Annotated in this window: 28 protein-coding genes; 10 read left to right on the top strand and 18 right to left on the bottom strand. The window is 70.0% G+C overall.

Features of this window, described 5'->3' with window-relative positions; genetic code table 11:
• Positions 1 to 5: 5 nt before the first annotated feature.
• The 7 genes from WAF18_RS00730 to WAF18_RS00760 all read right to left on the bottom strand — a co-directional run bounded on the left by WAF18_RS00730 (position 6) and on the right by WAF18_RS00760 (position 5,189).
• On the bottom strand, positions 6 to 467 hold the full coding sequence (locus WAF18_RS00730) for a hypothetical protein (protein ID WP_337243408.1): 462 nt from the start codon (positions 465 to 467) through the stop codon (positions 6 to 8).
• A gap of 40 nt (positions 468 to 507) precedes the next feature.
• Positions 508 to 1,062 carry a DUF2058 domain-containing protein gene (locus WAF18_RS00735; protein WP_337243409.1) on the bottom strand — a complete coding sequence of 185 codons (555 nt, stop codon included), beginning with the start codon at positions 1,060 to 1,062 and terminating at the stop codon, positions 508 to 510.
• Between the two features lie 54 nt (positions 1,063 to 1,116).
• Positions 1,117 to 1,275 carry a hypothetical protein gene (locus WAF18_RS00740; RefSeq protein WP_337243410.1) on the bottom strand — a complete coding sequence of 53 codons (159 nt, stop codon included), beginning with the start codon at positions 1,273 to 1,275 and terminating at the stop codon, positions 1,117 to 1,119.
• Positions 1,272 to 1,565: a helix-turn-helix transcriptional regulator gene (locus WAF18_RS00745; protein WP_337243411.1), complete on the bottom strand. Its 294-nt coding sequence runs from the start codon at positions 1,563 to 1,565 to the stop codon at positions 1,272 to 1,274. The genes WAF18_RS00740 and WAF18_RS00745 overlap by 4 nt, the downstream gene beginning before the upstream one ends.
• 85 nt (positions 1,566 to 1,650) lie before the next feature.
• Positions 1,651 to 3,714 carry a TonB-dependent copper receptor gene (locus WAF18_RS00750; protein ID WP_337243412.1) on the bottom strand — a complete coding sequence of 688 codons (2,064 nt, stop codon included), beginning with the start codon at positions 3,712 to 3,714 and terminating at the stop codon, positions 1,651 to 1,653.
• A 182-nt stretch (positions 3,715 to 3,896) separates the two neighbouring features.
• Positions 3,897 to 4,397: a DUF2946 family protein gene (locus tag WAF18_RS00755; protein ID WP_337243413.1), complete on the bottom strand. Its 501-nt coding sequence runs from the start codon at positions 4,395 to 4,397 to the stop codon at positions 3,897 to 3,899.
• 129 nt (positions 4,398 to 4,526) lie between these two features.
• Entirely contained in the window at positions 4,527 to 5,189 is a 663-nt protein-coding gene (locus WAF18_RS00760) for a hypothetical protein (RefSeq protein WP_337243414.1), read from the bottom strand.
• A 63-nt stretch (positions 5,190 to 5,252) separates the two neighbouring features.
• Here WAF18_RS00760 and WAF18_RS00765 point away from each other — a divergent pair, with 63 nt between their 5' ends.
• Positions 5,253 to 6,701: a PLP-dependent aminotransferase family protein gene (locus WAF18_RS00765; protein WP_337243415.1), complete on the top strand. Its 1,449-nt coding sequence runs from the start codon at positions 5,253 to 5,255 to the stop codon at positions 6,699 to 6,701.
• A 74-nt stretch (positions 6,702 to 6,775) separates the two neighbouring features.
• The gene (locus tag WAF18_RS00770; protein ID WP_337243416.1) at positions 6,776 to 7,798 is read left to right on the top strand and encodes a DUF4272 domain-containing protein; all 1,023 of its coding nucleotides are present in this window, start codon (positions 6,776 to 6,778) and stop codon (positions 7,796 to 7,798) included.
• Positions 7,799 to 7,828: 30 nt separating this feature from the next.
• On the opposite strand, the gene WAF18_RS00775 is transcribed toward WAF18_RS00770, so the two are convergent.
• Both WAF18_RS00775 and WAF18_RS00780 read right to left on the bottom strand, forming a co-directional pair.
• The gene (locus WAF18_RS00775) at positions 7,829 to 8,707 is read right to left on the bottom strand and encodes a type II toxin-antitoxin system RelE/ParE family toxin (protein WP_337243417.1); all 879 of its coding nucleotides are present in this window, start codon (positions 8,705 to 8,707) and stop codon (positions 7,829 to 7,831) included.
• Positions 8,708 to 8,932: 225 nt separating this feature from the next.
• The gene (locus WAF18_RS00780) at positions 8,933 to 9,358 is read right to left on the bottom strand and encodes a DUF3597 domain-containing protein (RefSeq protein WP_337243418.1); all 426 of its coding nucleotides are present in this window, start codon (positions 9,356 to 9,358) and stop codon (positions 8,933 to 8,935) included.
• Positions 9,359 to 9,611: 253 nt separating this feature from the next.
• On the opposite strand from WAF18_RS00780, the gene WAF18_RS00785 reads away from it, so the two are divergent.
• Entirely contained in the window at positions 9,612 to 10,190 is a 579-nt protein-coding gene (locus WAF18_RS00785) for a TlpA disulfide reductase family protein (protein WP_337243419.1), read from the top strand.
• 136 nt (positions 10,191 to 10,326) lie between these two features.
• Here the strand turns inward: WAF18_RS00785 and WAF18_RS00790 are convergent, their stop codons facing one another.
• Positions 10,327 to 11,061, bottom strand: coding sequence for an SDR family oxidoreductase (locus WAF18_RS00790; RefSeq protein WP_337243420.1), 735 nt, complete (start codon positions 11,059 to 11,061; stop codon positions 10,327 to 10,329).
• A gap of 95 nt (positions 11,062 to 11,156) precedes the next feature.
• On the opposite strand from WAF18_RS00790, the gene WAF18_RS00795 reads away from it, so the two are divergent.
• Positions 11,157 to 12,056, top strand: coding sequence for a LysR family transcriptional regulator (locus WAF18_RS00795; RefSeq protein WP_337243421.1), 900 nt, complete (start codon positions 11,157 to 11,159; stop codon positions 12,054 to 12,056).
• 121 nt (positions 12,057 to 12,177) lie between these two features.
• Here WAF18_RS00795 and WAF18_RS00800 read toward each other — a convergent pair whose 3' ends face one another.
• Both WAF18_RS00800 and WAF18_RS00805 read right to left on the bottom strand, forming a co-directional pair.
• On the bottom strand, positions 12,178 to 12,522 hold the full coding sequence (locus WAF18_RS00800; RefSeq protein WP_337243422.1) for a DUF86 domain-containing protein: 345 nt from the start codon (positions 12,520 to 12,522) through the stop codon (positions 12,178 to 12,180).
• Positions 12,519 to 12,809, bottom strand: coding sequence for a nucleotidyltransferase family protein (locus tag WAF18_RS00805; RefSeq protein WP_337243423.1), 291 nt, complete (start codon positions 12,807 to 12,809; stop codon positions 12,519 to 12,521). Before WAF18_RS00805 ends, WAF18_RS00800 begins: the two co-directional genes overlap by 4 nt.
• Positions 12,810 to 13,335: 526 nt before the next feature.
• On the opposite strand from WAF18_RS00805, the gene WAF18_RS00810 reads away from it, so the two are divergent.
• Positions 13,336 to 13,731 carry a ribonuclease inhibitor gene (locus WAF18_RS00810; RefSeq protein ID WP_337243930.1) on the top strand — a complete coding sequence of 132 codons (396 nt, stop codon included), beginning with the start codon at positions 13,336 to 13,338 and terminating at the stop codon, positions 13,729 to 13,731.
• A gap of 92 nt (positions 13,732 to 13,823) precedes the next feature.
• Entirely contained in the window at positions 13,824 to 14,843 is a 1,020-nt protein-coding gene (locus WAF18_RS00815) for a PTS sugar transporter subunit IIC (protein WP_337243424.1), read from the top strand.
• Positions 14,844 to 14,985: 142 nt separating this feature from the next.
• Here WAF18_RS00815 and WAF18_RS00820 read toward each other — a convergent pair whose 3' ends face one another.
• Positions 14,986 to 15,510, bottom strand: a complete 525-nt coding sequence (locus WAF18_RS00820) for a hypothetical protein (RefSeq protein ID WP_337243425.1) — start codon at positions 15,508 to 15,510, stop codon at positions 14,986 to 14,988.
• Between the two features lie 270 nt (positions 15,511 to 15,780).
• On the opposite strand from WAF18_RS00820, the gene WAF18_RS00825 reads away from it, so the two are divergent.
• Positions 15,781 to 16,245: a peptidylprolyl isomerase gene (locus tag WAF18_RS00825; protein WP_337243426.1), complete on the top strand. Its 465-nt coding sequence runs from the start codon at positions 15,781 to 15,783 to the stop codon at positions 16,243 to 16,245.
• A 202-nt stretch (positions 16,246 to 16,447) separates the two neighbouring features.
• On the opposite strand, the gene dbpA is transcribed toward WAF18_RS00825, so the two are convergent.
• Positions 16,448 to 17,830, bottom strand: coding sequence for an ATP-dependent RNA helicase DbpA (gene dbpA, locus WAF18_RS00830; RefSeq protein ID WP_337243427.1), 1,383 nt, complete (start codon positions 17,828 to 17,830; stop codon positions 16,448 to 16,450).
• A 172-nt stretch (positions 17,831 to 18,002) separates the two neighbouring features.
• Between dbpA and WAF18_RS00835 the strand changes: the two genes are divergently transcribed.
• A complete protein-coding gene (locus WAF18_RS00835; RefSeq protein WP_337243428.1) occupies positions 18,003 to 18,260 on the top strand; it encodes a type II toxin-antitoxin system prevent-host-death family antitoxin in 258 nt (85 codons plus the stop codon).
• Positions 18,248 to 18,577 (top strand): type II toxin-antitoxin system RelE/ParE family toxin, encoded by a 330-nt coding sequence (locus WAF18_RS00840; RefSeq protein ID WP_337243429.1) that lies wholly within the window; start codon positions 18,248 to 18,250, stop codon positions 18,575 to 18,577. Before WAF18_RS00835 ends, WAF18_RS00840 begins: the two co-directional genes overlap by 13 nt.
• A 9-nt stretch (positions 18,578 to 18,586) precedes the next feature.
• On the opposite strand, the gene WAF18_RS00845 is transcribed toward WAF18_RS00840, so the two are convergent.
• The 4 genes from WAF18_RS00845 to WAF18_RS00860 form a co-directional block, all read right to left on the bottom strand.
• Positions 18,587 to 19,768, bottom strand: coding sequence for a glutathionylspermidine synthase family protein (locus WAF18_RS00845; protein WP_337243430.1), 1,182 nt, complete (start codon positions 19,766 to 19,768; stop codon positions 18,587 to 18,589).
• A gap of 2 nt (positions 19,769 to 19,770) precedes the next feature.
• Positions 19,771 to 20,340 carry a DUF1190 domain-containing protein gene (locus WAF18_RS00850; protein WP_337243431.1) on the bottom strand — a complete coding sequence of 190 codons (570 nt, stop codon included), beginning with the start codon at positions 20,338 to 20,340 and terminating at the stop codon, positions 19,771 to 19,773.
• An 86-nt stretch (positions 20,341 to 20,426) separates the two neighbouring features.
• Complete coding sequence (locus tag WAF18_RS00855; protein ID WP_337243432.1) at positions 20,427 to 21,326, bottom strand: NAD(P)/FAD-dependent oxidoreductase; 900 nt, start codon at positions 21,324 to 21,326, stop codon at positions 20,427 to 20,429.
• Entirely contained in the window at positions 21,319 to 21,780 is a 462-nt protein-coding gene (locus tag WAF18_RS00860; RefSeq protein ID WP_337243433.1) for an Rrf2 family transcriptional regulator, read from the bottom strand. Before WAF18_RS00860 ends, WAF18_RS00855 begins: the two co-directional genes overlap by 8 nt.
• 77 nt (positions 21,781 to 21,857) lie before the next feature.
• Between WAF18_RS00860 and WAF18_RS00865 the strand changes: the two genes are divergently transcribed.
• Positions 21,858 to 23,240 carry a serine hydrolase gene (locus WAF18_RS00865; protein ID WP_337243434.1) on the top strand — a complete coding sequence of 461 codons (1,383 nt, stop codon included), beginning with the start codon at positions 21,858 to 21,860 and terminating at the stop codon, positions 23,238 to 23,240.
• The last annotated feature ends 255 nt before the right edge of the window (positions 23,241 to 23,495 follow it).

Here is a 23,495-nt window from a genome sequence, read left to right on the forward strand (position 1 = left end):
GTGGATCAGTAGGCAGTCCACGGCGCGTCGCCGCGGAGGGTATACGTCAGTGCGTCGTCGATGTCGGCGTATGCGGTGGCGGTATCCGTGCCGACCCCCTGCAACACCGGCCAATGGAACGTGAAGCTGCGCAGATACAGCGGCAGCACGAGATACCGACGTGCGGCGATGTCGACGACGAGGGTCTTGCGCGCGTAGCGCGTCGGCATCCAGCCGCCGATGAAGAAGCGCGAATCGGCCGAAAAGCCCAGCGCGCCGGCCCAGAAGAAGCCCGGAACGGGCACGCCATCGATCCGCCCCTCGTAGAAGCTCGCGCCGTGCGGCGGCTCGCCCGCGTAGCGCAATGCGACCACGTGGCGGCCATCGGGCGATTGGAGATCGGCATCGCCCCACCACATCAGCTGGCTCCGGCCATCGGCTGCGAACGCCAATCGTGGCACCGCGGTCACGCCGCCGCCCCTACGCATGGCCGGCACGCACGATGCTGCATCACGCGCCGCGGCGGCCTCACCACATCAAGTCGTCGGGCACCTTGAACTGCGCATAGTAGGCATCGTCCTCGGCGTTGGACTCGGCCGGCGGCGCCTCGGCGGCCTGGCCGTGATCGACCACGATCAGCCCGGCATCGCGTTCGCGCACCTTGTCGGCCGCCGCTCGCGGCAACAGCGCGTAGCCCTCGCCCAGCCGTGCGACGACCAATGTGCCTGCGGCCAGTTGCCTGCGCTGGGCCTCGTCGACCAACAGGCTGCGGATCGCGCCGTCGGCGGTGAACCGATACTCCAGTTGCCCGGCACGCGGCACCTGTTTGTCGTGGATGATCTGGCGCGCCTGCGCGGCCAACTCGGCCGCGCGGGCCCGGGCCTTGTGCTCGGCGGCCAGCGCGCGGTCGCGTTCGACCTTCTCCGCGCGCACACGCTCGGCCTCACGCTGGCTGTCCGTCGGCGCCGGCGCGCCCTTGCCATGTCGCGCCTTGTGCTGCTCGCGCGCGACCTCGGCCACCTTGCTCTTCTTGACCAGGCCTGCCTTGAGCAACTGTTCCTGGAGCGGGTTCGCCTTCGCCATGTCCGAAACGTCGTGTGGAATGTCGGGCCCCATGATACGGGCGACCACGGCCAGTCAGCGCTCCGGGTCGATCACCGCCTCCATCGCCGCGATCTCAGTACCACGTGCCTGGCAGTGCCTGGCTTGGTCCCTCCAGCCGCGCACCGCCACCCGTACCTCCTCGACGATCGTGCGCGCCCGCGTTTTGCTCAGACGGTAGTAGGCGCAGCTCACGACGTACTCACGCGACGTGCGGCGGGGCGACGCAGGCGACTGTCCTGCAGTTCGCGGCCGAGTTCGTCGTTGCGGGCCAACAGATCGATGTCCTGCTCCAGCCCCAGCGCCGTGAGCACGCGCAACATCGTGGCCAGGCTCGTCGCCGGATCGCCGCGCTCCAGCTTGCCGACCGTCGGTACGCTCACCCCGACCCGCGCCGCGAGCTCGCCCTGGGTCATCTGCCGGCGCATGCGCGCCGCGCGCAGCCGCGCGCCCAACGCATGGATCTGGCGTTGGGCGCGTGGCATCGTCGGCGGCGTTCGCTTCGGCATGGAAATTAAATTACATCTTTCCGGCCCGTAATGTAAATTAATTTACTCATCGTCCGAACCGTCAGTAGTTCACGTTCAACTTCACCCACGCGGTGCGGCCGGGCTCGTTGATCCGTACCGGGTCGGCCGGATAGCCGAAGTCGGCGCTGCCGGTCAGGTTGAGGTGTTCGCTGTAGGTCCGGTCGAAGACGTTGTCGATGCCGGCCGTCAGCTGCAGACGGTCGTTGATGCGATAGCCGCCGTTGAGGGCGAGTGTCGCGAAGCCCGCGCTGGCATCGAGGTCGCGCCCGACCACGTTACCCTGGCCAACCGCGATGCGGTCCTGGCTGGCGACCGCGCGCACCAGCGCCCCGAAGCTCCAGCGCTTGTCGTCGTAGCCTGCCGACAGGCGCGCCTCGAGCGGCGGCATCTGCGGCAAGGCCTGTCCGGTGGTGCGGTTCTCGCCCCAGGCGTAGGCCAGCGTGCCGCCGAACTTCCAGTGGGTCCACGGCCGCACTTCCACGCCCGCCTCGGCGCCGCGGATGTCGGCATCGACATTCGCCGCCGACGAGGTCATGCCCATCATGCCGCCGGCCGAGTAAGTGAACAGGATGTAGTCCTCGATGCGCCCCGCATAACCGGACACCCACGCATCCAGTTTCCGCGTGCGGTAGCGCACGCCGATGTCGAGCTGCGTGGTCTTTTCCGGTGCGATACCGGCAAAGGCGTTGGCCGCGCCCGTCGGTCCACGTCCGGGCGAGAACAGCTCCCAGTAGTCGGGCATGCGCTCGGTGTGGCCCAGGCCGGCGTACCAGCTGACCGGGGTGTCCTTGAGTTCCTGCTCATAGCGCAGGAACCCGGCGCGCAGCGTTTCCTCGCGCGTCTGCCCGGCGGTTGGATTGGGCATGCCCATCATGCCGGCCGTGGTCCGTTCGTCGGTGGCCTTGGCGCGGTCGATGCGCACACCGCCGGTCAGGTGCCGGCCCGGGGGCAGGTGGCGCGTGCCCTCGGCGAACACGCCGGCGGTCTCGAAGCGCGCGTCGGTGGTCCAGGGCTGCGCTGCGTACGTGCCGCGGCCCATGCCCTTGCGCGCACGATGCCGGCTTTGCTGCGTATCCACGCCGGCCTGAAGGTCCCAGCCGGTCCACTTCCAGCCCAGCGCGACGCGCCCGCCAGTCGTGCGCCGGTCGACATTGGACGCCATCGCCATCGGCATCGCACTGGCGGGGTTCGGGTCGCGCAGGGTGTAGTTGTCCATCACATGGTCGGCGTGGTTGTAGAACACGCTGCTCTCGATCGCGTCGAGTGCGCCACCGAGGGCATGCTTCTCGAACCGTAGGCTGTAGCTTTCGCGCCGGAACTGCGCGCCGTCCATGCCACGACCGGCGTAGCGCGCCTGCCCGTCGCCGACGCCGGCGTTGAGTTCGAGCACAGTGTCGGCATCCGGCGTCCAGCCCAGCGCAACGTCACCGTTCCACTTCTTCCACGACGAGGGCACCACGACGCCGTCGCCGTCCTGGTAGTCGTCGGCTTCGGAGCGGTTGCCGCTCACGCGCACATAGCCCTGCGGCGCGCCGGCCACGACATCGAGCACCTGGTCGTTGCGACCGTTCGAGCCGCCCAGCAGGCTGCCGTTGATGCGCACGCCCGGCGCATCGAACACCGGCGTCTCGCGCTCGAAGCGCACCGTGCCGGCCGAAGCGCCGGGGCCCCACAGCACCGTCTGCGGCCCCTTGATCACGACCAGGCTGTCGAAGGTCTCGGGCGAGACGTAGGACATCGGGTTGTCCATGCGCGACGGACAGGCACCGGGCATGCTGCCATCGTTGGTGAGCAGGTTCAGGCGGGAGCCGAACATGCCGCGCAGTACCGGATCGCCGTTGGTGCCGCCGTTGCGCAGTGCGGTGAAGCCGGGAATGGTCTTGAGGTAGTCGGCGCCATCGCTGGCCGGTACCGGCTGGCGCGGCAGGCGCGGATCGATGTCATAGGTCAGCGGCGAAACCGGCGCGGCGGTCACCAGCACCGCTTCGAGGTTGACGGGTTCGGGCAGGTCGTCGGCCTGGGCGGCGAGCGGCAGCGCCAGCGCGCAGGCGATGGCCAGGGCGATGCGGGAGGCGCGTTGCGCCTGGGGACGTGTGGACAGCATGGGAGATCTCCGGATCGAACGTCGCCGGGCGGGCCGGTGACGCGTGCGGCTTCATCGGACGCAGGCCTGGCGGCCGGTCGCGACATCTGGATTCGGAATGCGGGCGTAAGCGGGCCCTGCGCCCTGCGTCACGCCGTCGGGGCGCGCGCATGGACGGTGCGCTTCAAGCCGGGATTCCGCGGTCAGGCGGCGAGGGTGTGCGCTGGCGGGCCCTGCCCACCGAGGCCGCGGAGATTGGTCGCGGCGATGCGCCGGACCGAGTGAAACCGGAATGCCGGTGCTGCCGCCCATGCGGTCGGGGGCACCACGACCGGCAGCTTGGACAGCAGCGTGAGATGTGAGGCAAGCGGACAGTAGCCGCAGTGGCCATCCGCACCCGCGTGGTCCCGCGCGCCCTCGTGCGGGTGGTCGTCCGGGGCAGCATGTCCTGCTGCATGCCCGGATGCGGCCAGGGCCATCGACATCTGCTCGGGATCGACCTGCACGCTGGCCTGGAACCGGCTGATCCCTGGCGCCACCGCGAGCAGCAGCATCGCCAGCAGTGCGAGCCAGTGCCACGCCGAGGGCGTGGTGGCAGACCGGCCCCGTCGCTTGCGCAATGCGGTCGCGCGAGACCCCGCCGCATCGCACCGACGCGAGACCGGCAGTGCGGATCGCAGTGGACGAGGGCGGTGCGTGTGCATGGCTGCAGTGTCCGTGCAACCCGTCTCGCCCACCTTGACCACGATCAAGTGCGCACTGGAATCACGCGACGATGGCAGACGCGGCGACGGCGCCGGCACGCGCAAGCCCTCGGTCGCGACCCGACCGATTCAGGGCAGCGCGACGGGCCGCTCGAGCTTGACCGCCAACGGCCGCAGGAAGCGCTGGGTCAACGGACCGACCCCGAACGCGAACACCAGCGTGCCCAGACCCGCGGTGCCGCCGAGCAGCACGCCAACTGCCAGCGCGGTCAGTTCGATCCCGGTGCGCACGCTGCGGATCGACCAGCCGGTACGGCGGGCCAGGCCGGTCATCAGCCCGTCGCGCGGGCCGGGCCCCAGCTGCGCACCCACGTACAGCGCAGTGGCGAAGGCGCAGGCCACCACGCCGCCGAGCATGTAGGCCCAGCGCAGTGTCAGGCCTTCGGGCACGGGCAGCCACAACAAGTGCAGGTCGGCGAACGGGCCCAGCAGGAACGTATTCGCCAACGTGCCGAGCCCCGGCATCTGCCGCAGCGGGATCCATGCCAGCAGCACCGCCAGCGCGGTGACGACCATCACCATGCCAAACGACATCGGCACATGCCGCGTAGCGCCGAGGTGGAACACGTCCCAGGGCGAGGCGCCCACCGCGGCACGGATCATCAGCGCGATCGCCAGCCCGTAGATCCACAAGCCGATCAGCAACCGGCCCAGACGTTCTGGCAGGCGCCCGGCGCGCAACTGCGCAAGCGGGCCGAGGTTGGCAAGGGTCGGGGCGGAAGGGACGGACATTAGGGCCACGATGTCGGCAATTGGCCCTTTGCGATAGAGCCATTCGTGGGATAGTGGCCCCGCATGCAACGCAGCCTCGCCCCCGAACGCCTCGCCGCCTTGGTCGGCCGCCTCGATGCCGCCCCGGCTTACCGCGCGCTGTGCCAAGCGCTGCAGGAACTGATCGGCGACGGGCGCATCCCGATCGACACTCGACTGCCCAGCGAGCGCGCCGTCGCCGGTGCGCTCGGGGTGTCGCGCAACACCGTCACGCGCGCCTATGCCGAACTGGCATCGGCAGGGTTTGCGACCGCGCGCCAGGGGGCGGGGACCTTCGCTGCGGTCCCCATCACCCGGCGACGCGCGCACGACCACACCCTGGGCGCGTCGAAGTTCGCCGACGACGCGATCGACCTCACTCGCGCGGCGGGCTCGGCCACGCCGGGCACCGCGGCCGCATATGCGCGCGCGCTCGCGGCGCTGCCGGCCTACCTGTCGGGCGACGGGTATCTGCCGTCCGGCCTGCCAGCCTTGCAGGCGCGCATCGCCGCCACGTACACGCGGCGCGGGCTGCCGACGACGCCGGGCCAGATCATCGTCACCGCCGGCGCGCTGTCGGCGCTCGCGATCGTTGCGCGCACCCTGTCGCGTCCGGGCGACCGCATCGCGGTGGACACCCCGGTCTATCCCAACGCGATGGGCGCGCTGACGCTGGGCGGCGCGCGGCTGGTCGCCGTGCCGATGGGCGATCCGCTCGGCGACGCCGGCTGGGACCTCGACGGTCTGGAGGCGACGTTGCGGCAAGCCCGGCCACGGCTGGCCTACGTCATCGCCGATTTCCACAACCCGACCGGCCTGCTGATGGACGCGGCCCAGCGCGCGCGCTACGCCGCCGCGCTGGCGGCCACCGGCACCCAGGCCATCGTCGACGAGACCTTGCAGGCAACCGGGTTGTCCAACGCGCCGATGCCGGCGCCGTTCGCCACGTTCGCGCGCGATGCGATCAGCATCGGCAGTGCCTCCAAGCTGTGCTGGGGCGGCCTGCGCGTGGGCTGGATCCGTGCGCCGCAGCCGCTGGTCGAGCGCCTGGTCGCCACGCGCGTACAGCTCGATCTCGGCGGTTCGTTGTTCGATCAACTGGTCGCCGCCGAACTGCTCGAAGACGGGCCGATGCTCGCGGCCCGCCGCGAGCAGGTCCGCCGCCAGCGCGACTCGCTCGCACAGGCGCTGCAGCGCCACCTGCCCGACTGGCGCTTTCGTCTGCCGACCGGCGGCTTGAGCCTGTGGCTGCGGCTGCCGCACGGCAGCGCGACCGAACTGGCCGCGGCGTTCGAACGCGACGACGTGCATCTCGCGCCGGGGCCGGCGTTCGCCGTCGACGGCGGCTTCGACCGCTGGCTGCGAATGCCCTACGCGAAGTCGGAGGCGCAACTGCTCGACGCGGTGCAGCGGATGGCGCGCCGCTGGGCAGCACCGGCGCATGCCGGCGCGCGGGTACGGCGCACGGCGTCCGCGCCGCCTTTGATCGCCTGAGTCAGCACACCTCGACGGGTGCACCGCGCCGGGTCTGGCAAGCTCTCCCGCTCCTGCCACGCCCTGTCCCCCGCATGACGCTCACGCTCGACGCTTACATCACCCTGTGCGATCCGCCGCCACTCGATGTGCCGCATGTGCACCACGCCCGCTGGGGGCGCAACGATCCGGCGCTGGCCGCGCATCTGCAGACGCGCATCGCGAACGTCATGCACGTCGCGCGCGAGCAGATGACGGCGCAGCGCTATCACACGTTCCGTCATCTGCAACGGACGCACTGGCACCATCGGGTGGAGATCGCACGCGATGCGTTGCCGGCGTTCCAGCAGTGGGCGGAGGCGGCGAACGCGATCTACGCAGACGCCGATGGCAATGTCTATGCACCGAACGGCCAGCGTCTGGTCGGTCATGCCGGGGCCGATCCCGATGCCGAGGTGCCCTATCCCGCAGATGCGCGCCATCGCCGCGCACGCACCTTGGAGGCCCTGGCCGCGAGGTCGCTGCGCGTGCCGGCCTCGCTGCCGCCCGTGATCGGCGAGGGCGAGGTCGTCCTGCGCAGCCCCGACGAAATGGCGGGCCGCATGCTGGCGCTGATGGCGGTAGCGATTCGCGGCGAAACACTGAATGAAGGCGACCCATTGCCGCTGGCCGACATCCGCGCACGCCTGGCAGCCGGCTGGCCGGCGCTGTCACCCAAGGAGGCGGCCTTCCTGCACGACGAGGCACCGACGCGCCAGCAGACCATCGATGCGGTGTGGCGTTACGAGGCACTGGCGGTCCTGCAGTGGGCGCTGGGGCTGTCGGAGGCGCTGCCGTTCCCGGACCGGATCTGCGATGTCCCGCAGTGTGCGCAACGGGCACTCGCCTGGGCCGACGGCACGCTACCGACACTGCCGACGCCGCGCCCGGCCGCCGAGATCCTCGATGCCCTCGACCTGCACCTGCGGTTGCACTGGCTGGTCCGCCAGGCACAGCTCGACAACCAGGCACCGGCCGGCGGCCTCATCGGCGGCGTGGTGACCGAGCGCCATCACGCGCTCAACTGGCTGGTGCGGTTCGAGGACGCCGACTGGGACGACGTCGACACACCGACCTGAGCCGGGCTGCGGCGCAAGGCCGCGCGGAACTCAGCGATACGGCCCGGGTCCCCGCCAGACCGGCTCGCCGCGGCGATACACCTGCTGCATGTTGATGACCTCGCGCGCATCGCCGATCTTCGCCAGCGCCGGGTCTTCCGGATCGAGCAGTCGGCACGGCCCCGAATCGCGCCGCAGCGCGGTCTCCAGCGGGCAGGCCATCAGCTTGCGCGTTCCCGGCAACGGCAGGAACACCTCGGTCATGCCCTGGTCGCGCCAGGCCTGCAGCCGGGTTTCGCTGCGCAGGTCGTAATAGACCTGGTAGCCGCCCACTTCCAGGCTCGGATGCTCGGCGTCGGAATCGTGGCCGCGCGTGCGTCCAGCGGTCGGGCTGCGGGTCATGCCGGCATTCACCGGCGCGGTCTCGGTAGGCAGCATGCCCGGCGGCTGGCCCCAGGTGTGGTCGCGTCGCGGCGGCGCCGGCGGACTGGCGGCCTGTGCCTGCGCAGGCGCGGGTGTCGGGGGCGGCATCGCCTGCGGCGGCGCGGACTGCGGTGTCGGGCGCGGTGGGTCCACCGGCACGTCCGCAGGCGCCTGTCTGTCCGGCGGTAGGGCCAACTCCGCACGTTCGACGCGCGTGGTCTGCAGGCGCGAGGCCGCCGGCGGCGGCACGACCGGCGGCCGCGTGGGCGGCGGCGGGCTGGGCGGCGCCTCGGCGGCCTGCGGCGGCGGGATCCCGATGAAGTCCACGACCATCCGGCTGCCGGACGAAGCGCCTTGCGGCGACGTCACGGTCACCGGCGTCGACGCCAGCAGAAGCAGCACCGCGAGCACATGCACCAGCAGGCTGCCCAGCGCGGCGAACCACGGCTGCAAACGTTCGATACGGGGTTCGATTCGGGCGTCCGCGCGCCGCGCTGCACTGCTCATGCCGCCGGCGAGGCGTCGGGGAAGCGGACCTTCATGCGGATGCCAGGAGGGACGACCGGGGAGTGCGGCATCCTAACGCGAGGCGGCCCTTTGTCGTCGCCTCGTCGTACTGCCATCGCGCACTGGGGTGGCGCTGGGCACCGCACGACATCCCGGCAGGCCGGCGCCGCAACAACTGGGCGGCGGTCCGGCATCCGCGCACCGGACCGCCGCCACGCAGATGGGTCAGTCGCGCAGTTCGGCCGGCACCTTGCCCCCGTTTTCGGCCAGCTTGCGCATCACCGCCTTGTGCAGCGCGATGTTCTGCTCGGCGCTGCCGTGCGCGCCGGCGTTGACGCCCAACTCGGTCGCCAGTTCCTTGCGAGCATCGAGGCTGGAATCGAGGTCGAGCAACTTCAGCAGGTCGACGATCGAATGCCGCCAGTCGGACTTGCCGCCCTTTTCCTGCGCGATGCCGGTCAGCACCGCTTCGACATCGACCGGCTCGGCAGCGGGTACCGCAGGCGCCGGGTTGCGCGCGGGCGGCGACACCTTGGGATCGTCCTCGCTGCCGGTGAACACGACGGCCTTGGGCTGCTTGGTCTCGGCCGGCGGCGCAGGCGTGGCCTTGCGGCCGAAGATGCGATCAGTGATCTTGGAAAACAGGCCCATGGACATCGCTCCTGATGAGGGAACCGCGAGTGTGCGGCCGCGATCGCAAAGATCGTATGAAAGCGGCATGCCGGGCGCCGCCTGCCCACGATGCCGCGCGCATCGGCATCGGCGCGCGATGGAAGTGAGCATGGACGGACCTCGTCGCGCTTGACGCCCGATGCGCAATCGCCGATGGTCCTGCCGCGCATGCAGGCGCCGGGACAACGGGAGCGCCCCGCAACGGGCCGCCAGCGCACACAGGGGACATGGAATGACGACACGCATCATCGTGGGCTGGCTCCTGGCGTGCGTGCTGGGCACACCGCTGTCAGCCAGCGCAGGTCTGCCCGCGATTGGCCAACCACCACCCGATGTGATCGGTCTCATGCCCGATGGTGCGACCTATCGCATCAGCGAACAGCGCGGCAAGGTCGTCGTGATGGCCTTCTGGGCCTCCTGGTGCGGATATTGCCGAAAGTACACGCCCGTACTCGAAGGGCTGCAGCGGCAAGTCGGCAAAGACCAGTTGGACGTCGTCCTGGTGAACTTCAAGGAAGACGCCCGCACCTATCGCACGCTGCGGCGCCAGCTCAAGGATCTGACGGTGACCTGGACCCACGACCATGACGGGGCGATCAGCGTGGCATACGGCGTCTCCTCTGTCCCCTACGTGTTCATCATCGACCGGGATGGCAACACTGCGGACATCATGCGCGGCTACTCTGAGGGCTCCATTCCGCGTCTCGTCAACCGGCTCAACGGTCTGCTCGCCGATCACGGCCCTGCCGACGCACCCCATGCGTCGGCAGGAGACGCCGAAACGCCATCACCTGCCGCGACCGCCGACTGAAGCTGACGCACAGTGGCAAGCCCGGGCTGCAGCGCGGATGTCGGATGCTCCCATTGCACGGCACTTGCCCGCGCGCGGGCGTCGAACTCGGACAGGCCATCGTTTGCGAAGGCCACACGGGATGGCGATCGCGGGCTCAATACGGACTGGCCACCGGCCGCACGACCACTTCGCTGACATCGACATCCGCCGGTTGTTCCATCGCATAGGCAATGGCGCGAGCGACTGCCTCAGGCGCGATCGTGATGCGGCGGAAATCGCGCATGCCCTCGGCCGCGCCCGCATGGGTGATCGTGTCGGCAAGCTCCGAAGTCGTGGTGCCCGGGCTGACCACGGTCACGCGCAAGCGGTCGGTCTCCTGACGCAGGCCTTCCGACAGCGCCCACACCGCGTACTTGGTCGCGCAGTACACCGCCGATGTGGGAAACACGCGGTGCGCGCCGATCGAGGCGACGTTGACCACGTGCCCGAAGCCCTGCCGCTCCATCGTCGGCAGCACCGCGGCAATGCCGTGCAGGACGCCGCGCAAGTTCACGTCGATCATCCGGTTCCATTCGTCGCGCTTGAGCGCCGACAACGGCGAGAGCGGCATCACGCCGGCGTTGTTGACGACGGCGTCGATGCGGCCGTGCGCGGCGAGCGCGTGGTCGGCGAAGGCCTGCATGTCGTCGGGTGACACGACATCCAGCGCACGCGCCTGCGCGCGCCCGCCGGCAGCGACGATCTCGGCGACCAGGGCGTCGAGACGTTTGGTCCGCCGCGCGCCGAGCACGACGGTTGCGCCGCGGGCCGCGAGCTCGCGCGCCGTGGCGGCGCCGATGCCGCTGCTGGCGCCGGTGATCAGGATGATGCGGTCGGTCAGGGTCTGCATGAGACGGTCTCCAGTAGGGAGCGCCCACGGTAGGCGTCGCGCCAGACGACCGGAATTCCCTTGCCACTGGACGCATTGGTTAGACTGGCTAACCAATGGAACTCGATCTCAACCTGCTGCGCGTCTTTCTCGCCGTCGCCGAAGGTCCGAACTTCCGCGCCGCCGCCGACCGGCTCGGGGTGACGCGCTCGGCGGTCAGCCAAGGCATCCGCCGGCTCGAGGATGCGCTTGGCATCGCGTTGGTCCACCGCTCCACGCGCAGCGTGCGCCTGACCGAGGCCGGCGAGCGTCTGCATCGCCAGGTCGTCACGCCGCTGACCGCATTGGGCACCGCGCTCGACGAAGCCGTCGACGACGGCCCGTCACGGGGCCTGTTGCGCATGGCGGTCACCTCGATCGCCGAGCGCTTTTTGTCCGGCCCGCTGATCGCGACGTTCGCCCACACCTATCCCGGCATCACGCTGGATGTGACCGTCACCGACGAGACCTTCGACATCGTCGCCGCCGGCTTCGACGCCGGCGTGCGCCTGGGCGAGGTGATCGAGCAGGACATGGTCGCCGTCCCGCTGACAGGCCCGCAGCGCGAAGTCGCCGTTGCCGCGCCGGACTACCTCGCCCGCCACGGTGTGCCTGCACATCCGCGCGATCTCGTCGCCCACCGCTGCATCGGCTGGCGCATGACGCCGGCCATGGCGCCGCACCGCTGGGAGTTCGTCGAGGACGGCCGTCCGTTCGACGTGCAGGTCGCGCCGCAGATCACCACCAACGACATGCTGCTGATGATCCGCACCGCACTGGCCGGCGGCGGCATCACGTTCGGCATCGAAGAGACATTCGCACCGTACCTCGCACGCGGCGAACTCGTGTCGCTGCTGCAGGACTACCTGCCGCCGTTCCCCGGCTTCTTCCTGTACTTCCCGAACCGCCGGCACCAGCCGCCGAAACTGCGCGCGCTGATCGAGCATGTGCGGGCGTATCGGGAGGTCGAGCGCTGATGGCGCTGTCGTTGCGATAGCTGTTCTGTGACCTTGATACCGGATGCGGCGTAGGGCTTGACACCGTCGCAAGGAATCGCAGAAGCCGCCGTCGCCCTCCTAGGAGGTTGATCACGCAGCGTCAGTCGGCGCGTGCTTCTAGGTGGCTGACAAGATCGGGCAAGGCGCGTTGCACGGTTTCCCATACCACGCCCATGTCGATCTCGAAGTATCCGTGCGCGATACGATTGCGCATCCCCTTCATCCCCGCCCACGGAATGCTGGCGTACTGCACGATGCGCTCTGGGTACCGCTCGATCATCTTGGCCGCAATCTCGCCGATGATCAGCAGGTTCATGGCGACCGCTTGTTGGGTGCGGGCATCGTCGAGGAACTCTTCGCGTGTCATGCCTTCGACGTACCCGCAGGCCTGCTGCGCCGCCCCACGCATGTCATCCAGCCAGCCCTCGAACCGATCGAGGCTCACAGCGGCTGAGCTTCCCGCAACACCGTGTCCCGGAACCTGGCCGGCAGATCACCAGGCGTACGTACGTCGACCGGGACACCAAGCAGTTCTTCCAAGGCAACCTGGAGCGCGCCGAGGTCGAACAACGTGGTCTCGGGCGTGGGGTCCACCAACAGATCGAGGTCACTGCCATCACGATCGGTGCCATGGACCACCGATCCATACACGCGCGGGTTGGCGACCCGGAAGCGGCGCGCGGTGCCACGCAAAGCGGTCAACTGGTGGCGGATAGCGTCGGAGGGTTTCATGGCCTTCTATCTCATCTGCGGAAAATCGCTTGCTCTGGCACAGGACCGCCGTGACCAGCCGCTTGTCGGCACCTCGCAAAGCGGCCAGAGCAGCGAGAATACTTCAGCCCTTCATAGCCGCACAGCCACCACGTTAATGAAGAGATAGCGCCAGGCGGTTGCGCGCATGGTCCAAGTAAATTCGGCCCGCTGCTCGGCACGGCGGCCGGCCACGGATCTGCCCCGTCACACGGCCAGTGCGGCGCTGGGCGGGCCCTGCCGGCTTCGCAATGCCGTACACCGGGCGATCTTTGCGGATGCGGCAACGCGGCGCCTGTTCAATCAGTTGCGCCTGCACCTGATCGAGGATCTCCCGCAGGTGCTGCGCGAGCGCCCGAACCCTGTTGCGCAAGCATCGACTTGCTTTGAACGGAGGGGCGTGCGCTTTGCAGCCCGGGCTGGCCTTCAAGTCCCGGGCAGGTTCACTTTTCCACCCGCTTCGATCAGGCTCTGCCTCTTCGCGAACTCGATGCCGACCGTCTTGCCCATCGCGTCCAAATCGCTGCTGCTCGACGGTACCCGGATCCACGACATCACGTCGTTCTATGACGAGATCAACCGCGTCTTCATGGCGGAGGGCGACTGGACGCTCGGGCCGAGTCTGGATGCGCTCGACGACATGCTCTACGGCGGGTACGGCGCGCTGGATGGCGATGCACCGGTGACGCTGGTGTGGTCGGCGTTCGAGAAGAACCGGCGGGACCTGGGCGTGGAAACGACGCGCCGCTTCCTGCAGGCCAAGCTCGCGCATCCCGAGCGCTTCAACGTGGCGCATGTGCAGCGCCAGCTCGATGCGCTGGAGGCCGGTATCGGGCAGACGTACTTCGAGATCGTGCTGGAGATCCTCGCCGCGCATCCGAACATCACGTTGGTCCCACGCTGAGGGACGGTCGACCGCCGAGCCGCTATCCTTGCGCGCTCGTTCGATCCGCGCGGTCCGTCCAGGCCGTCTCGTTTTCCTGTACCGGCACGGCCATGTCCCTGACATCCTTCCTGCGCGCGCGCGACATCGAGTTTTCGCTGCGGCGCTACGGCATCGAGGCGCTCAACGCGATGACGCTGGGCCTGTTCGGCTCGCTGGTGATCGGCCTGATCCTCAAGACCATCGGCGGCTGGACGAACCAAGCCTGGCTGCTCGACGCCGGCACGATGGCGCAGCAGGCGATGGGGGCTGCGATCGGCGTGGCGGTGGCCTACGGCTTGAAGGGGCCGCCGATCGTGATCTTCGCCAGCGCCGCGACCGGGCTACTGGGCGCCAAGCTCGGTGGGCCGGTCGGTTGCTTTGTCGCGGTCGCGGTGGGGACCGAGATCGGCAAGTTGGTCAGCCGCACCACGCCGATCGACATCATTGCAACGCCAGCTGCAGCACTGGTCGCCGGCTTCGCCACTGCGCACGCGCTGGCCCCGCTGATCGGTAATGTGCTGGCGGTGACCGGGCAGACCATCGAGTGGGCGATGACGCTGCAGCCGTTGCTGATGAGCGTGCTGATCGCAGTGGCGATGGGCATGATCCTGACCGGCCCGACCTCGAGCGCGGCGCTGGCGATCTCGCTGGGCCTGGGCGGTCTGGCCGGCGGCGCGGCGACCGCGGGCTGCGCGGCGCAGATGGTCGGCTTCGCGGTCATGAGCTGGCGCGAGAACGGCACGTCGGGGCTGCTCAGCCAGGGCTTGGGCACGAGCATGCTGCAACTGCCCAACATCGTGCGCAATCCGCGGATCTGGATCCCGCCCACACTGGCGGGCGCCATCCTCGGCCCCGTCGCGACCCTGGGCTTCGGCATGCAGAACGTGCCCACCGGCTCGGGCATGGGCACCAGCGGCTTCGTCGGCCAGGTCGGCACCCTGGCGGCCATGGGGAATGCGCCGTCGGTATGGCTATCGATCGGCCTGCTGCATTTCCTCGCGCCGGCGCTGCTGACGTTGGCCATCGCCGCGCCGATGCGGCGCCGCGGCTGGATCCAGCCGGGCGATCTGAAAGTCGATGCCAAACTCTGATCCCCGCGATGCGGTCAGTGTGCAGGGGTCAGGTTCGCTTTTCCCTCAGCAAACCGCAGCCGCGACGTCACGGCGGGGAAAAGCGAACCTGACCCCGGTGTTGCACCGCGGCTGCTAAGGAAAATCGACTCTGACCCCGGTTTTAGGCCCAGAGTTGTTCGATGGTGTTCAGCGCCAGGCCTTGGGTCGGCGCGGTGGGGGCCTGGGAGATGCAGCCGCTGACGCCGAGGTCTTCACGCATGCTCTCGACCGCCTGACGCGCGGCGTCGACGGCGGCGGCGGCGTTCTGCGCGTCTTCGGCCGCAAGGGCGGCGGCGGCTTCGGTCACCGAGGTGGGGGTCTGTGCGGCGATGTCGGCCACGGTCTGCGCCGCCTGCGCGGTCTGCGATGCCGCCGCTTCGGCGCGCGACAGGGCGGCCTCGGCGGTGCAGGCATCGCCCACCTTCGCAGCTTCGGCAGCGGCCGCGGCCGAGCTCACCGCCTCGGCCGACGCCGGCCCCATCGATTCGACGGCGCTGGCGGCAGCGTCGTTGGCCGCGGACTGCGCGGCATCGTTGGCGGCATCCGCTGCACCAGAACCACCCGAAACGCCGGAAGCGCCATCGGTCATGTCGTTTCTCCTGATCGGGAAGGGGCACCGCCTGCAAACGCGGTGGATGACGGACAACTTAATTGCGGAGGTTGGGGCCAGGATCTGGGGTTCGCCCTAGTGCGCGGGCGCCGGTTCATTGTGGCGTCATCCAGTCCCGATCGCGCCACGACGGCGCAGACGTGGCCGAATGGCACCGTCCAAGCGCAGCGCTGCGCGTGCGCCGGTTTGCGTGCCGCCTCCCCGCCCGGTAGGGTGGTGCGGTGGTCATCCACACCGTGTGTCGTCCGGTGTCGTTTCGTCTTCCGCCACGCCTCCCCCTTCTATTCGAATCTCAAGGAGATCCTCATGGAGATCGCCGCTGCACGCGTTGCCAGCATCCACTACACCCTCACCAACGATGCCGGCGAGGTGCTCGACAAGTCGCCCGCCGGTCAGCCGCTGCGCTACTTCCACGGCGCCGGCAACATCATCCCGGGCCTTGAGAAGGCGTTGGCGGGGCGCAAGGTCGGCGACACGCTGACCGTCGACGTGCCGCCGCAGGAGGCCTACGGCGAGCGCAACGACGCGCTGGTCCAGGTGCTGCCGCGCGAAGCCTTCCAGGGCGTGGATACCGTCGAGCCGGGCATGCAGTTCCAGGCCCAGGGCGGCCAGGGCGCGGTGCTGGTGACCGTGGTGGATGTGACCGACACGCAGGTGCGCATCGACGGCAACCATCCGCTGGCCGGCCAGACGCTGCACTTCGCTGTCGAAGTGGCCGAGGTGCGCGAGGCCACCGAGGACGAGAAGAACGTCGGCCGCGTTCAGGGCTGACACCGCAGTGCATCCCGGCCGCGCCGTCGTGGCGCGCGCCGGTCCGTCTGCCCCCGGGCCCAAGGAGATCTCCGCGATGACGTTACTGCAATGGATCGGCCTGGGTCTGGCGATCGGCGTGGTCTACGCGGCCGTCCGCGCGGTATGGGCGCGCTGGCGCGGGCGCTGACCGCGTCCGCCGCGATGCGTTCGACGCGCGGTATCAGAGCCGCGCGATGCGGAACCGCCGCCCCTTGATCTTGCCTTCGCGCAGCCGTGCCAGCGCCTGTGCGGCCTGGCCGCGTGCGATCGCGACATAGCTGCGCGTCGCGAACACGTCGATCTTGCCGATCGCCTCCTTGTGCAGACCGGCCTCGCCGGTCAGCGCGCCGACGATGTCGCCCGGCCGCAGCTTGTCGCTGCGGCCGGCGTCGATGCGCAGCGTGGCCATCGCCGCAGGCGGCACATTCGTCGCCTTGCCGGACAACGGCATCAGCTTTTCCCAGCGCAGCGGCTGGCCCAGGTGCGCTTCGATCGCCGTCGTGCGCGGCAGCTCCCGCGGCGTCACCAGGTTCAGCGCCAGCCCGGTGCGACCCGCGCGGCCGGTGCGGCCGATGCGGTGCACGTAGGTGTCGGGGTCGTGCGGCAGTTCGAAATTGATGACCGCCACGAGGTCCTCGACATCGAGCCCGCGCGCGGCGACGTCGCTGGCCACCAGCACGGCGCAACTGCGGTTGGCGAACTGCAGCAGTACTTCGTCGCGGTCGCGCTGCTCCATGTCACCGTGCAGCGCGAGCGCCGCGAAGCCGTAGTGCGCCAGCGAGCCGGCGACCTCGGCCACGTCGGCGCGGGTGTTGCAGAACACCACCGCCGACTCGGGTCGATAGCGCAGCAGCAGCGCGGCCAACAGCGGCGCGCGGCGCGCGGGTTCGACCTCGAAGCAGAGCTGATCGATGGCCGGGGCCTTGGTATCGCCGCCGATGCCGATGCTGACCGGGTCGCGCAGCATCGCCGCACCCAGCGCGCGGATGTCGTCGGGAAACGTTGCCGAGAACAGCAGGCCCTGGCGGGTCTTGGGCGTGCGTCCGACGATGTCGCGGATTGGTTCTTCGAAGCCCATGTCGAGCATGCGGTCGGCTTCGTCTAGCACGAGCGTGCGTATGTGCCGCAGATGCAACGCCTTCTTCTTGGTCAGCTCCTGGATGCGTCCGGGGGTGCCGACAACGATATGCGGATCGTGAGTCAGCGACGCGAGCTGCGGACCCAGCGGAATGCCGCCGCACAGCACCGAGACCTTCAGGTTCGGAATGCCGACCGCGAGCCGGCGCAGCTGGCGCGCGACCTGGTCGGCGAGCTCGCGCGTGGGGCACAGCACCAGCGCCTGCGTTTCCACACGCGCCGGATCGAGCCGCTGCAGCAGGCCGAGCCCGAACGCAGCGGTCTTGCCGCTGCCGGTGGGCGCCTGCGCAATGGTGTCGCGGCCGTCGAGGATGGCGGGCAATGCCTGCGCCTGGATTGGCGTCATCGCCGTGTAGCCGAGGGCGGCGACGCCCTGCAGCAAGGCGGGCGACAGCGGGAGGGTGGAAAACGCAGTGGGCTCGGTCATGCGCACATGATCGCAGGCGCGGGCCGTGTGCGTGGCATCGGCGTCGCGGGCGAAGCGTCACGACAATGGCTGCACGCGGCTTGGCACCCGATCCTGTCTGGTGCTTCAAGGCCACCCATGTTCAGGCGCATGCCGCTTGCACTCGCGTCAGTGATACTTTAGTGTCACTTTCATGCGCACCGAACTCGTCACGACGCTCAAGCGGCAAGCCACCGAGTTGCTGTCCGACATCGAGCGGGACAGGCAGCCGATCCTCATCACGCAGCATGGTCTGCCCAGTGCCTATCTGGTGGATGTGGAGAGCTACGAGCATATGCAGCAACGCATGTCGATTCTCGAAGGCATCGCGCGTGGCGAGCAGGCGATTGCCGAAGGCCGCTTTGCAAGCCACGACCAGGCCAAGGCACGTCTTGCTCGATGGCTGAAGTAGTCTGGTCGGAGCCGGCGATCGCCGACCTGGACGCAATCGCCGACTACATCGCAATCGAAGATCCGCGGGCCGCGGCGAAGTTGGTAGCGCGCGTGTTCGCCCACGTCGAACACCTCGCCGATCATCCGGCCAGCGGTCGCCGCCCGCCCGAGTTGCCCGGCTCGCGCTACCGAGAAATCGTTGAACCGCCGTGCCGTGTCTTCTATCGGCATGAGGGTCCACGCGTGCTCATCGTCCACGTCATGCGTTTCGAGCGCCTGCTGCGCATCGAAGATCTCGGCGTCCGCGCAAAGGCCCCGAAGCGCCCTCGCGATTGATCCGCCCGCTCAGGCGTACAGCGTGGCCTGCGCACCGTCCTCGACGATCGCGTGCGGCACGAAGCGGGCGCTGTCGCGGGTGATCGGGCCGTCGTCCTCGCGGATGCCGATGCCGCAGGCGACATCGCCGACGACCCAGCTACCGACCAGCGGATAGTGGCCGTCGAACTGCGGCAGTGGGTGCAGTGCCTGGCGGATGCACGGACCGGCATAGGGGCCTTCGCTCTCGAGCCAGCGGCCGTCGGGCAGATGCATGGCGACGTTCGCGCCTTCGCGCGAATGCAGCGGCTTGCGCACCCAGCCGGCCGGCAGCGCACCGCCGTCGTCGAACGCGGCGGCCAACAGGTTGGGATGGCCCGGGTGGCGCTCCCACAGCAGCGGCAGGATGCCCTTGTTGCTGAGCAGCGCCTTCCACGGCGGCTCGAGCAGGCGCAGACCCGAGCCGGGCAGCGCGCGGCCGAAGTCCTCGGCGAACAGGTCTTCGAGCGGATAGAGCTTGAACAGCGTGCCGATCACGCCATCGTCGAGGTCGGTGAACCGCCCGTCGTCCGACAGCCCGACATCCTCGATCGCGATCGGCGCACCGTGCAGACCGGCCTGGGCGGCGCAGTCGCGCAGATAGTCGACCGTGCCCTGGTCTTCCTCGGAATCGCGCGAGGCGGCGAACAACAGCGGCGGCGGCAGGTGCGTCGACAGCGCGCCGAAGCGCTCGACCAGCGCCTCGTGGATCGAATTGAACTGGTCGGCCTCGGCCGGCAGGCGCCCGGCTTCGCGCTGGTCCTCCAGCCACTGCCACTGGAAGAACGCGGCCTCGAACAGCGAGGTCGGGGTGTCGTAGTTGAGTTCGTAGAGCTTGGCCGGGCCCTGGCCGTCGTAGGCGAAGTCCAGACGTCCGTAGAGATGGCCGTCGCGGCGACGCCAGCTCTCGGCGACCCAGTCGCGGAAGGGCGCGGGAATCGCCAGCCGCTGCATCAGCGCATCGCTGCCGGCGATCTCGTCGACCAGGTCGAGCGCCATCGCGTGCAGCTCGGCGCTCGGATCCTCGAGATCGCTCTCGATCTGGCGCAGGGTGAACGCGTAATAGGCGCGTTCGTCCCAGTAGCGGGCGCCATCGATGGTATGGAAGCGGAAACCGCTTTCGGCAGCGCGTGCGCGCCAGTTGCCGCGCTCGACGATCGGAATCCGCCGCACGCTCAGCCGCCGCTGCTGCGACCGCGTCCCGAGGCGCCGAAGCCGCCGCGCTGCGCGGTCATCGCGCGGTCCGGGGTGGCGGCGACCGGCGTCAGGCCGGCGCGGCCGGCGGCCGTCGCACCGGACGGGCGCAACCAGCCGTCGGTGTTGCTGCGCCAAGCCGGGGTGGCCTGCGGCCGACCGGGGGCGGCGCCGCGTGCCTGGCCCGCGGCCGGCTGCTGGGCGAGACCGGCGCGGTTGCCGCTCATCATTTGCGACAGGAAGAAGCCCGCCATCATCGGTCCGATGAACGAGTGCCCGGCCGTCGTGCGCTGCTCCACGCAGTCCTCGGCCGGATAATCGCGCGCGCAGGCTTCGCGGCTGCCGTACTGCGGGGCCGCATCGGCGGCCTGCTGGCGGGCCTGCTCGAACGCGATGCGGCAGTTGGAGGCATCGCCGGTGGCTTCGGTGCAGCGCTCGACCGAGGTGAACAGGCCTTCCTGCATCTGCACCGGCTGCTCGCGCTGGCAGGCGGTGAACAGCAGGGGCGCGGCGCCCATCAGCAGCAGGGCCGTCGTCTTCGATCGCTTCATGCGCGCGGGTCTCGTCGTGTGGGCGGGTTCCAGCCTGTCATGATGCCGCGTGCGCGCTGCACGGGCAAAGCGCCAGGCCCGCTGGTTCAGTCGAACAGCAGGCTGCGATGGGTCGCGGCGCCGGCCATCGCGCCATCGCCGATCGCCAGCGCAACACTGTGCGCAGCGCGCGCGGCGTCGCCACAGGCGAACACGCCGGGCACCGAGGTGGCCTGCATCGCATCGGTGCGCACGAAGGCGCCTAGCGGCCCATCTTCGAACGCGCAGCCGAGCTGCTCGGCCAGCGGGCTGGCGACGTGGGTGCGGCTGGCAACGAACAGCCCGTCGCATGCGATCAGCCGGCCGTCTTCGAGCACGACATCCGCGTGCCCGGCCACCGCGGCGATCCGCCCCGGCTCGATCCGCACGCCACGCGCAGCGAGCGCGGCGCGCTGGCTCTCGTCGGGCACGAATCGCCCATCGAGAAAGAACGTCACCGCGCCCCAGTCGGGCAGCATCAGGGCATGGTGCCTCGAGACCTCGCCGACGGCGATCACACCGATGCGGCCGCGGTCGAGCTCGTAGCCGTGGCAGTACGGACAATGGAACACGCTGCGTCCCCAGCGCGCCTGCAGGCCGTCGATCGGCGGCAGCGTGTCGATCACACCAGTCGCCAACACCAACCGGCGCGCCTGCACGCGCTGGCCGGCCTCGTCCTCGACCGCGAACAGGCCGATGCCGCCATCGGCGCGCACCGCGGTGGCCTGTCGCCAGGTCACGGTCGGATAGGCCAGCACCTGGGCGCGGGCGTCGGCGGCGATTGCGTCCGGCGCGCGGCCGTCCTGGCCGATCAACCCGTGCGCGGCGGACGCGAAGCGGTTGCGGCGCTGACCGGCGTCGATGATGAGCACGCGCTGGCGCGCGCGGGCGAGCTGCATCGCAGCCGACAGGCCGGCATAACTGCCGCCGACGACGACGGCATCGAAGGACGCGGTGGGGTCAGGCATGGTCGGGACGCTCGCAGGGGACGGACGGGACATGCGGCATGCGCCGCGCGAAGGAGGCGGCCAGCTCGGCCAGCGTCACCTCGCCCAGACGCGCGATCAGCAGCGCTTCGGCATCGCGGAAGGCGATGTCGAGTGCTTCGTTGACGGCCTGCTCGACCAGGCACGCGGGCTGCGCCAAGCGATGGCCCATCGCGAACACGGTCGGTTCGCCGACCGCGCGATAGATATCGAGCAAGGTCACCGTGCGCAGATCGCAGCCCAGCGTCCAGCCGCCGCCCGGACCCTTGGCCGAGGCGACATAGCCGCGCTCGCGCAGGCTGGCGAGCGTGCGGCGGACCACCACCGGGTTCGTGCCCAGCGCGCGCGCCAAGGTCTCGGAGGTCAGCGGGCCGTCGTGCTGGGCCATGTGCAGCAAGACGTGCAGGACGGAGGACAGGCGGCTGTCTGGCTTCATGTAACTCAAATTATTACATTATGCGGAGCACCGCAAGCTCCGCCTAGACTGCGGTCCTTGCCCGATGGGACCTTTCGATGCGCGCCCTGTTGCCACTGCTCCTGCTCGTCGCTGCGCCCGCGGTCGCCCAGACCGCGCCCCCGGCATCGTCCGAAGCGCATGCGCGCGCGGTCGCGGCCGGCTACAAGGCGCTGACGTTGTGCAGTGCGCACCTGGGCGGCGGGCGCGACCCGGCGCAGGTGGACGCGGTCGAGTTGCGCGGCATCTATCCCGAGTACCAGGCGCAGGTGGACGCGCTGACCGCAGTGGTCGACCGCGACGCGCACACGGTGTCGGTCGCGTTCGACCCGGCGATGCCGCCGCGTATCGCCGCCTGGCGCCCCAACCTGGGCTGCGCGCAGTTGCCGATCGGCGCCGACGCGGCCGCGGTGGCGACGCTGCCGCGCTTCGATGCCGCCGCGCCGGACCTCGATGCCCGGTCCTGGCCGCTGGGCGAGCGTGACGCGACTGCGCCGCTGCGCGGCGACGACCGCGCGCTGTCGGCCGCACTCGAGGGCGCACTGGGTGCCACCGCGTTCGGCGAGGGGCACGTCACCACCGCGGTCGTCGTGGTGCAGGGCGGGCGCATCGTTGCCGAGCGCTACCGCGACGGCTTCGGCCCGCACGTCCCGCAGCGCACGTGGTCGGTCGCCAAGAGTCTGGCGGGCGCGCTGGTCGGCGTCGCCGCGGGCCAGGGCACGCTCGATCCGGCGCGCCCGGCACCGGTGCCCGAATGGCAGCGCCCCGGCGACCCGCGCGCGGCGATCACCGTCGACCAGTTGCTGCGCATGGCCAGCGGCCTGCACAGCGACACCGCCGGCAACCGCACCGATGCGCTGTACTTCGGCGGTGCGACCGTGGCCGAAGCCGCACCCGGTTGGCCGCTGGCCGCTTTGCCGGGCACGCGATTCCGCTACGCCAACAACGACAGCGTGCTGGCGGTGCATGCCCTGCGCGCGGCCACCGGCGACGACGCGCGCGCGCTATCGCGTCCTTACACCGATCTGTTCTGGCCCGTGGGCATGACGCGCACGTTCGCCGAGACCGACTGGCAGGGTGGCTACGTGCTGTCGAGCCAGGTCTGGTCGACCGCGCGCGACCTCGCCCGCTTCGGCCTGCTCCTTGAGAACGACGGCGTGGCCGCCGGACGCCGGCTGCTGCCCGAAGGCTGGGTACAGCAGGCGACGACGCCGTCCGGCCCGCAGCCCGAGGGCGACTTCGGCTACGGCGCGACGCTGTGGTTGCTGCAGCGCTCGCCGGGCGTGCCGGCCGACACGTTCGCCGCGTTCGGCAACCGTGGGCAGTACATCGTGGTCGTGCCCTCGCGCGATCTCGTGCTGGTGCGCCGCGGCGAGGACCCGACCGGACAGCGCTTCGATGTCGCGGCGTTCGCGGCGGCGGTGCTGGCGGCGATGGAGTAAGGAATCGCCCGCACAGGGCGGGATTTGATAACACCATCATCTGGCGTTCGCCCCCACCCGGCGCCTGCGGCGCCGACCTCCCCCGCGCTGCGGAGGAGGTGACCAATCTGCGCTGCGGAGGAGGTGGCCCGTCCGCGCTACGCGCGCGAGTCGCGCCGCTTGTCTCCCTCCCCCGCATCGCGGGGGAGGGTTGGGTGGGGGCGCTTTCCCGCGACGGCCCGTCCCCCACCCGCCGCGCTGCGCGTGGCGACCTCC

The organism is Luteimonas sp. gir, from assembly GCF_037198055.1.
GTDB classification, from domain to species: domain Bacteria; phylum Pseudomonadota; class Gammaproteobacteria; order Xanthomonadales; family Xanthomonadaceae; genus Luteimonas; species Luteimonas citri_A.

Coding starts and splice junctions, on each gene's coding strand:
- WAF18_RS00730 (WP_337243408.1), bottom strand. CDS start 467: ATGCGTAGGGGCGGCGGCGTGACCGCGGTGCCACGATTGGCGTTCGCA.
- WAF18_RS00735 (WP_337243409.1), bottom strand. CDS start 1,062: ATGGCGAAGGCGAACCCGCTCCAGGAACAGTTGCTCAAGGCAGGCCTG.
- WAF18_RS00745 (WP_337243411.1), bottom strand. CDS start 1,565: ATGCCACGCGCCCAACGCCAGATCCATGCGTTGGGCGCGCGGCTGCGC.
- WAF18_RS00750 (WP_337243412.1), bottom strand. CDS start 3,714: ATGCTGTCCACACGTCCCCAGGCGCAACGCGCCTCCCGCATCGCCCTG.
- WAF18_RS00755 (WP_337243413.1), bottom strand. CDS start 4,397: ATGCACACGCACCGCCCTCGTCCACTGCGATCCGCACTGCCGGTCTCG.
- WAF18_RS00760 (WP_337243414.1), bottom strand. CDS start 5,189: ATGTCCGTCCCTTCCGCCCCGACCCTTGCCAACCTCGGCCCGCTTGCG.
- WAF18_RS00765 (WP_337243415.1), top strand. CDS start 5,253: ATGCAACGCAGCCTCGCCCCCGAACGCCTCGCCGCCTTGGTCGGCCGC.
- WAF18_RS00770 (WP_337243416.1), top strand. CDS start 6,776: ATGACGCTCACGCTCGACGCTTACATCACCCTGTGCGATCCGCCGCCA.
- WAF18_RS00775 (WP_337243417.1), bottom strand. CDS start 8,707: ATGAGCAGTGCAGCGCGGCGCGCGGACGCCCGAATCGAACCCCGTATC.
- WAF18_RS00780 (WP_337243418.1), bottom strand. CDS start 9,358: ATGGGCCTGTTTTCCAAGATCACTGATCGCATCTTCGGCCGCAAGGCC.
- WAF18_RS00785 (WP_337243419.1), top strand. CDS start 9,612: ATGACGACACGCATCATCGTGGGCTGGCTCCTGGCGTGCGTGCTGGGC.
- WAF18_RS00790 (WP_337243420.1), bottom strand. CDS start 11,061: ATGCAGACCCTGACCGACCGCATCATCCTGATCACCGGCGCCAGCAGC.
- WAF18_RS00795 (WP_337243421.1), top strand. CDS start 11,157: ATGGAACTCGATCTCAACCTGCTGCGCGTCTTTCTCGCCGTCGCCGAA.
- WAF18_RS00805 (WP_337243423.1), bottom strand. CDS start 12,809: ATGAAACCCTCCGACGCTATCCGCCACCAGTTGACCGCTTTGCGTGGC.
- WAF18_RS00815 (WP_337243424.1), top strand. CDS start 13,824: ATGTCCCTGACATCCTTCCTGCGCGCGCGCGACATCGAGTTTTCGCTG.
- WAF18_RS00825 (WP_337243426.1), top strand. CDS start 15,781: ATGGAGATCGCCGCTGCACGCGTTGCCAGCATCCACTACACCCTCACC.
- dbpA (WP_337243427.1), bottom strand. CDS start 17,830: ATGACCGAGCCCACTGCGTTTTCCACCCTCCCGCTGTCGCCCGCCTTG.
- WAF18_RS00835 (WP_337243428.1), top strand. CDS start 18,003: ATGCGCACCGAACTCGTCACGACGCTCAAGCGGCAAGCCACCGAGTTG.
- WAF18_RS00840 (WP_337243429.1), top strand. CDS start 18,248: ATGGCTGAAGTAGTCTGGTCGGAGCCGGCGATCGCCGACCTGGACGCA.
- WAF18_RS00850 (WP_337243431.1), bottom strand. CDS start 20,340: ATGAAGCGATCGAAGACGACGGCCCTGCTGCTGATGGGCGCCGCGCCC.
- WAF18_RS00855 (WP_337243432.1), bottom strand. CDS start 21,326: ATGCCTGACCCCACCGCGTCCTTCGATGCCGTCGTCGTCGGCGGCAGT.
- WAF18_RS00860 (WP_337243433.1), bottom strand. CDS start 21,780: ATGAAGCCAGACAGCCGCCTGTCCTCCGTCCTGCACGTCTTGCTGCAC.
- WAF18_RS00865 (WP_337243434.1), top strand. CDS start 21,858: ATGCGCGCCCTGTTGCCACTGCTCCTGCTCGTCGCTGCGCCCGCGGTC.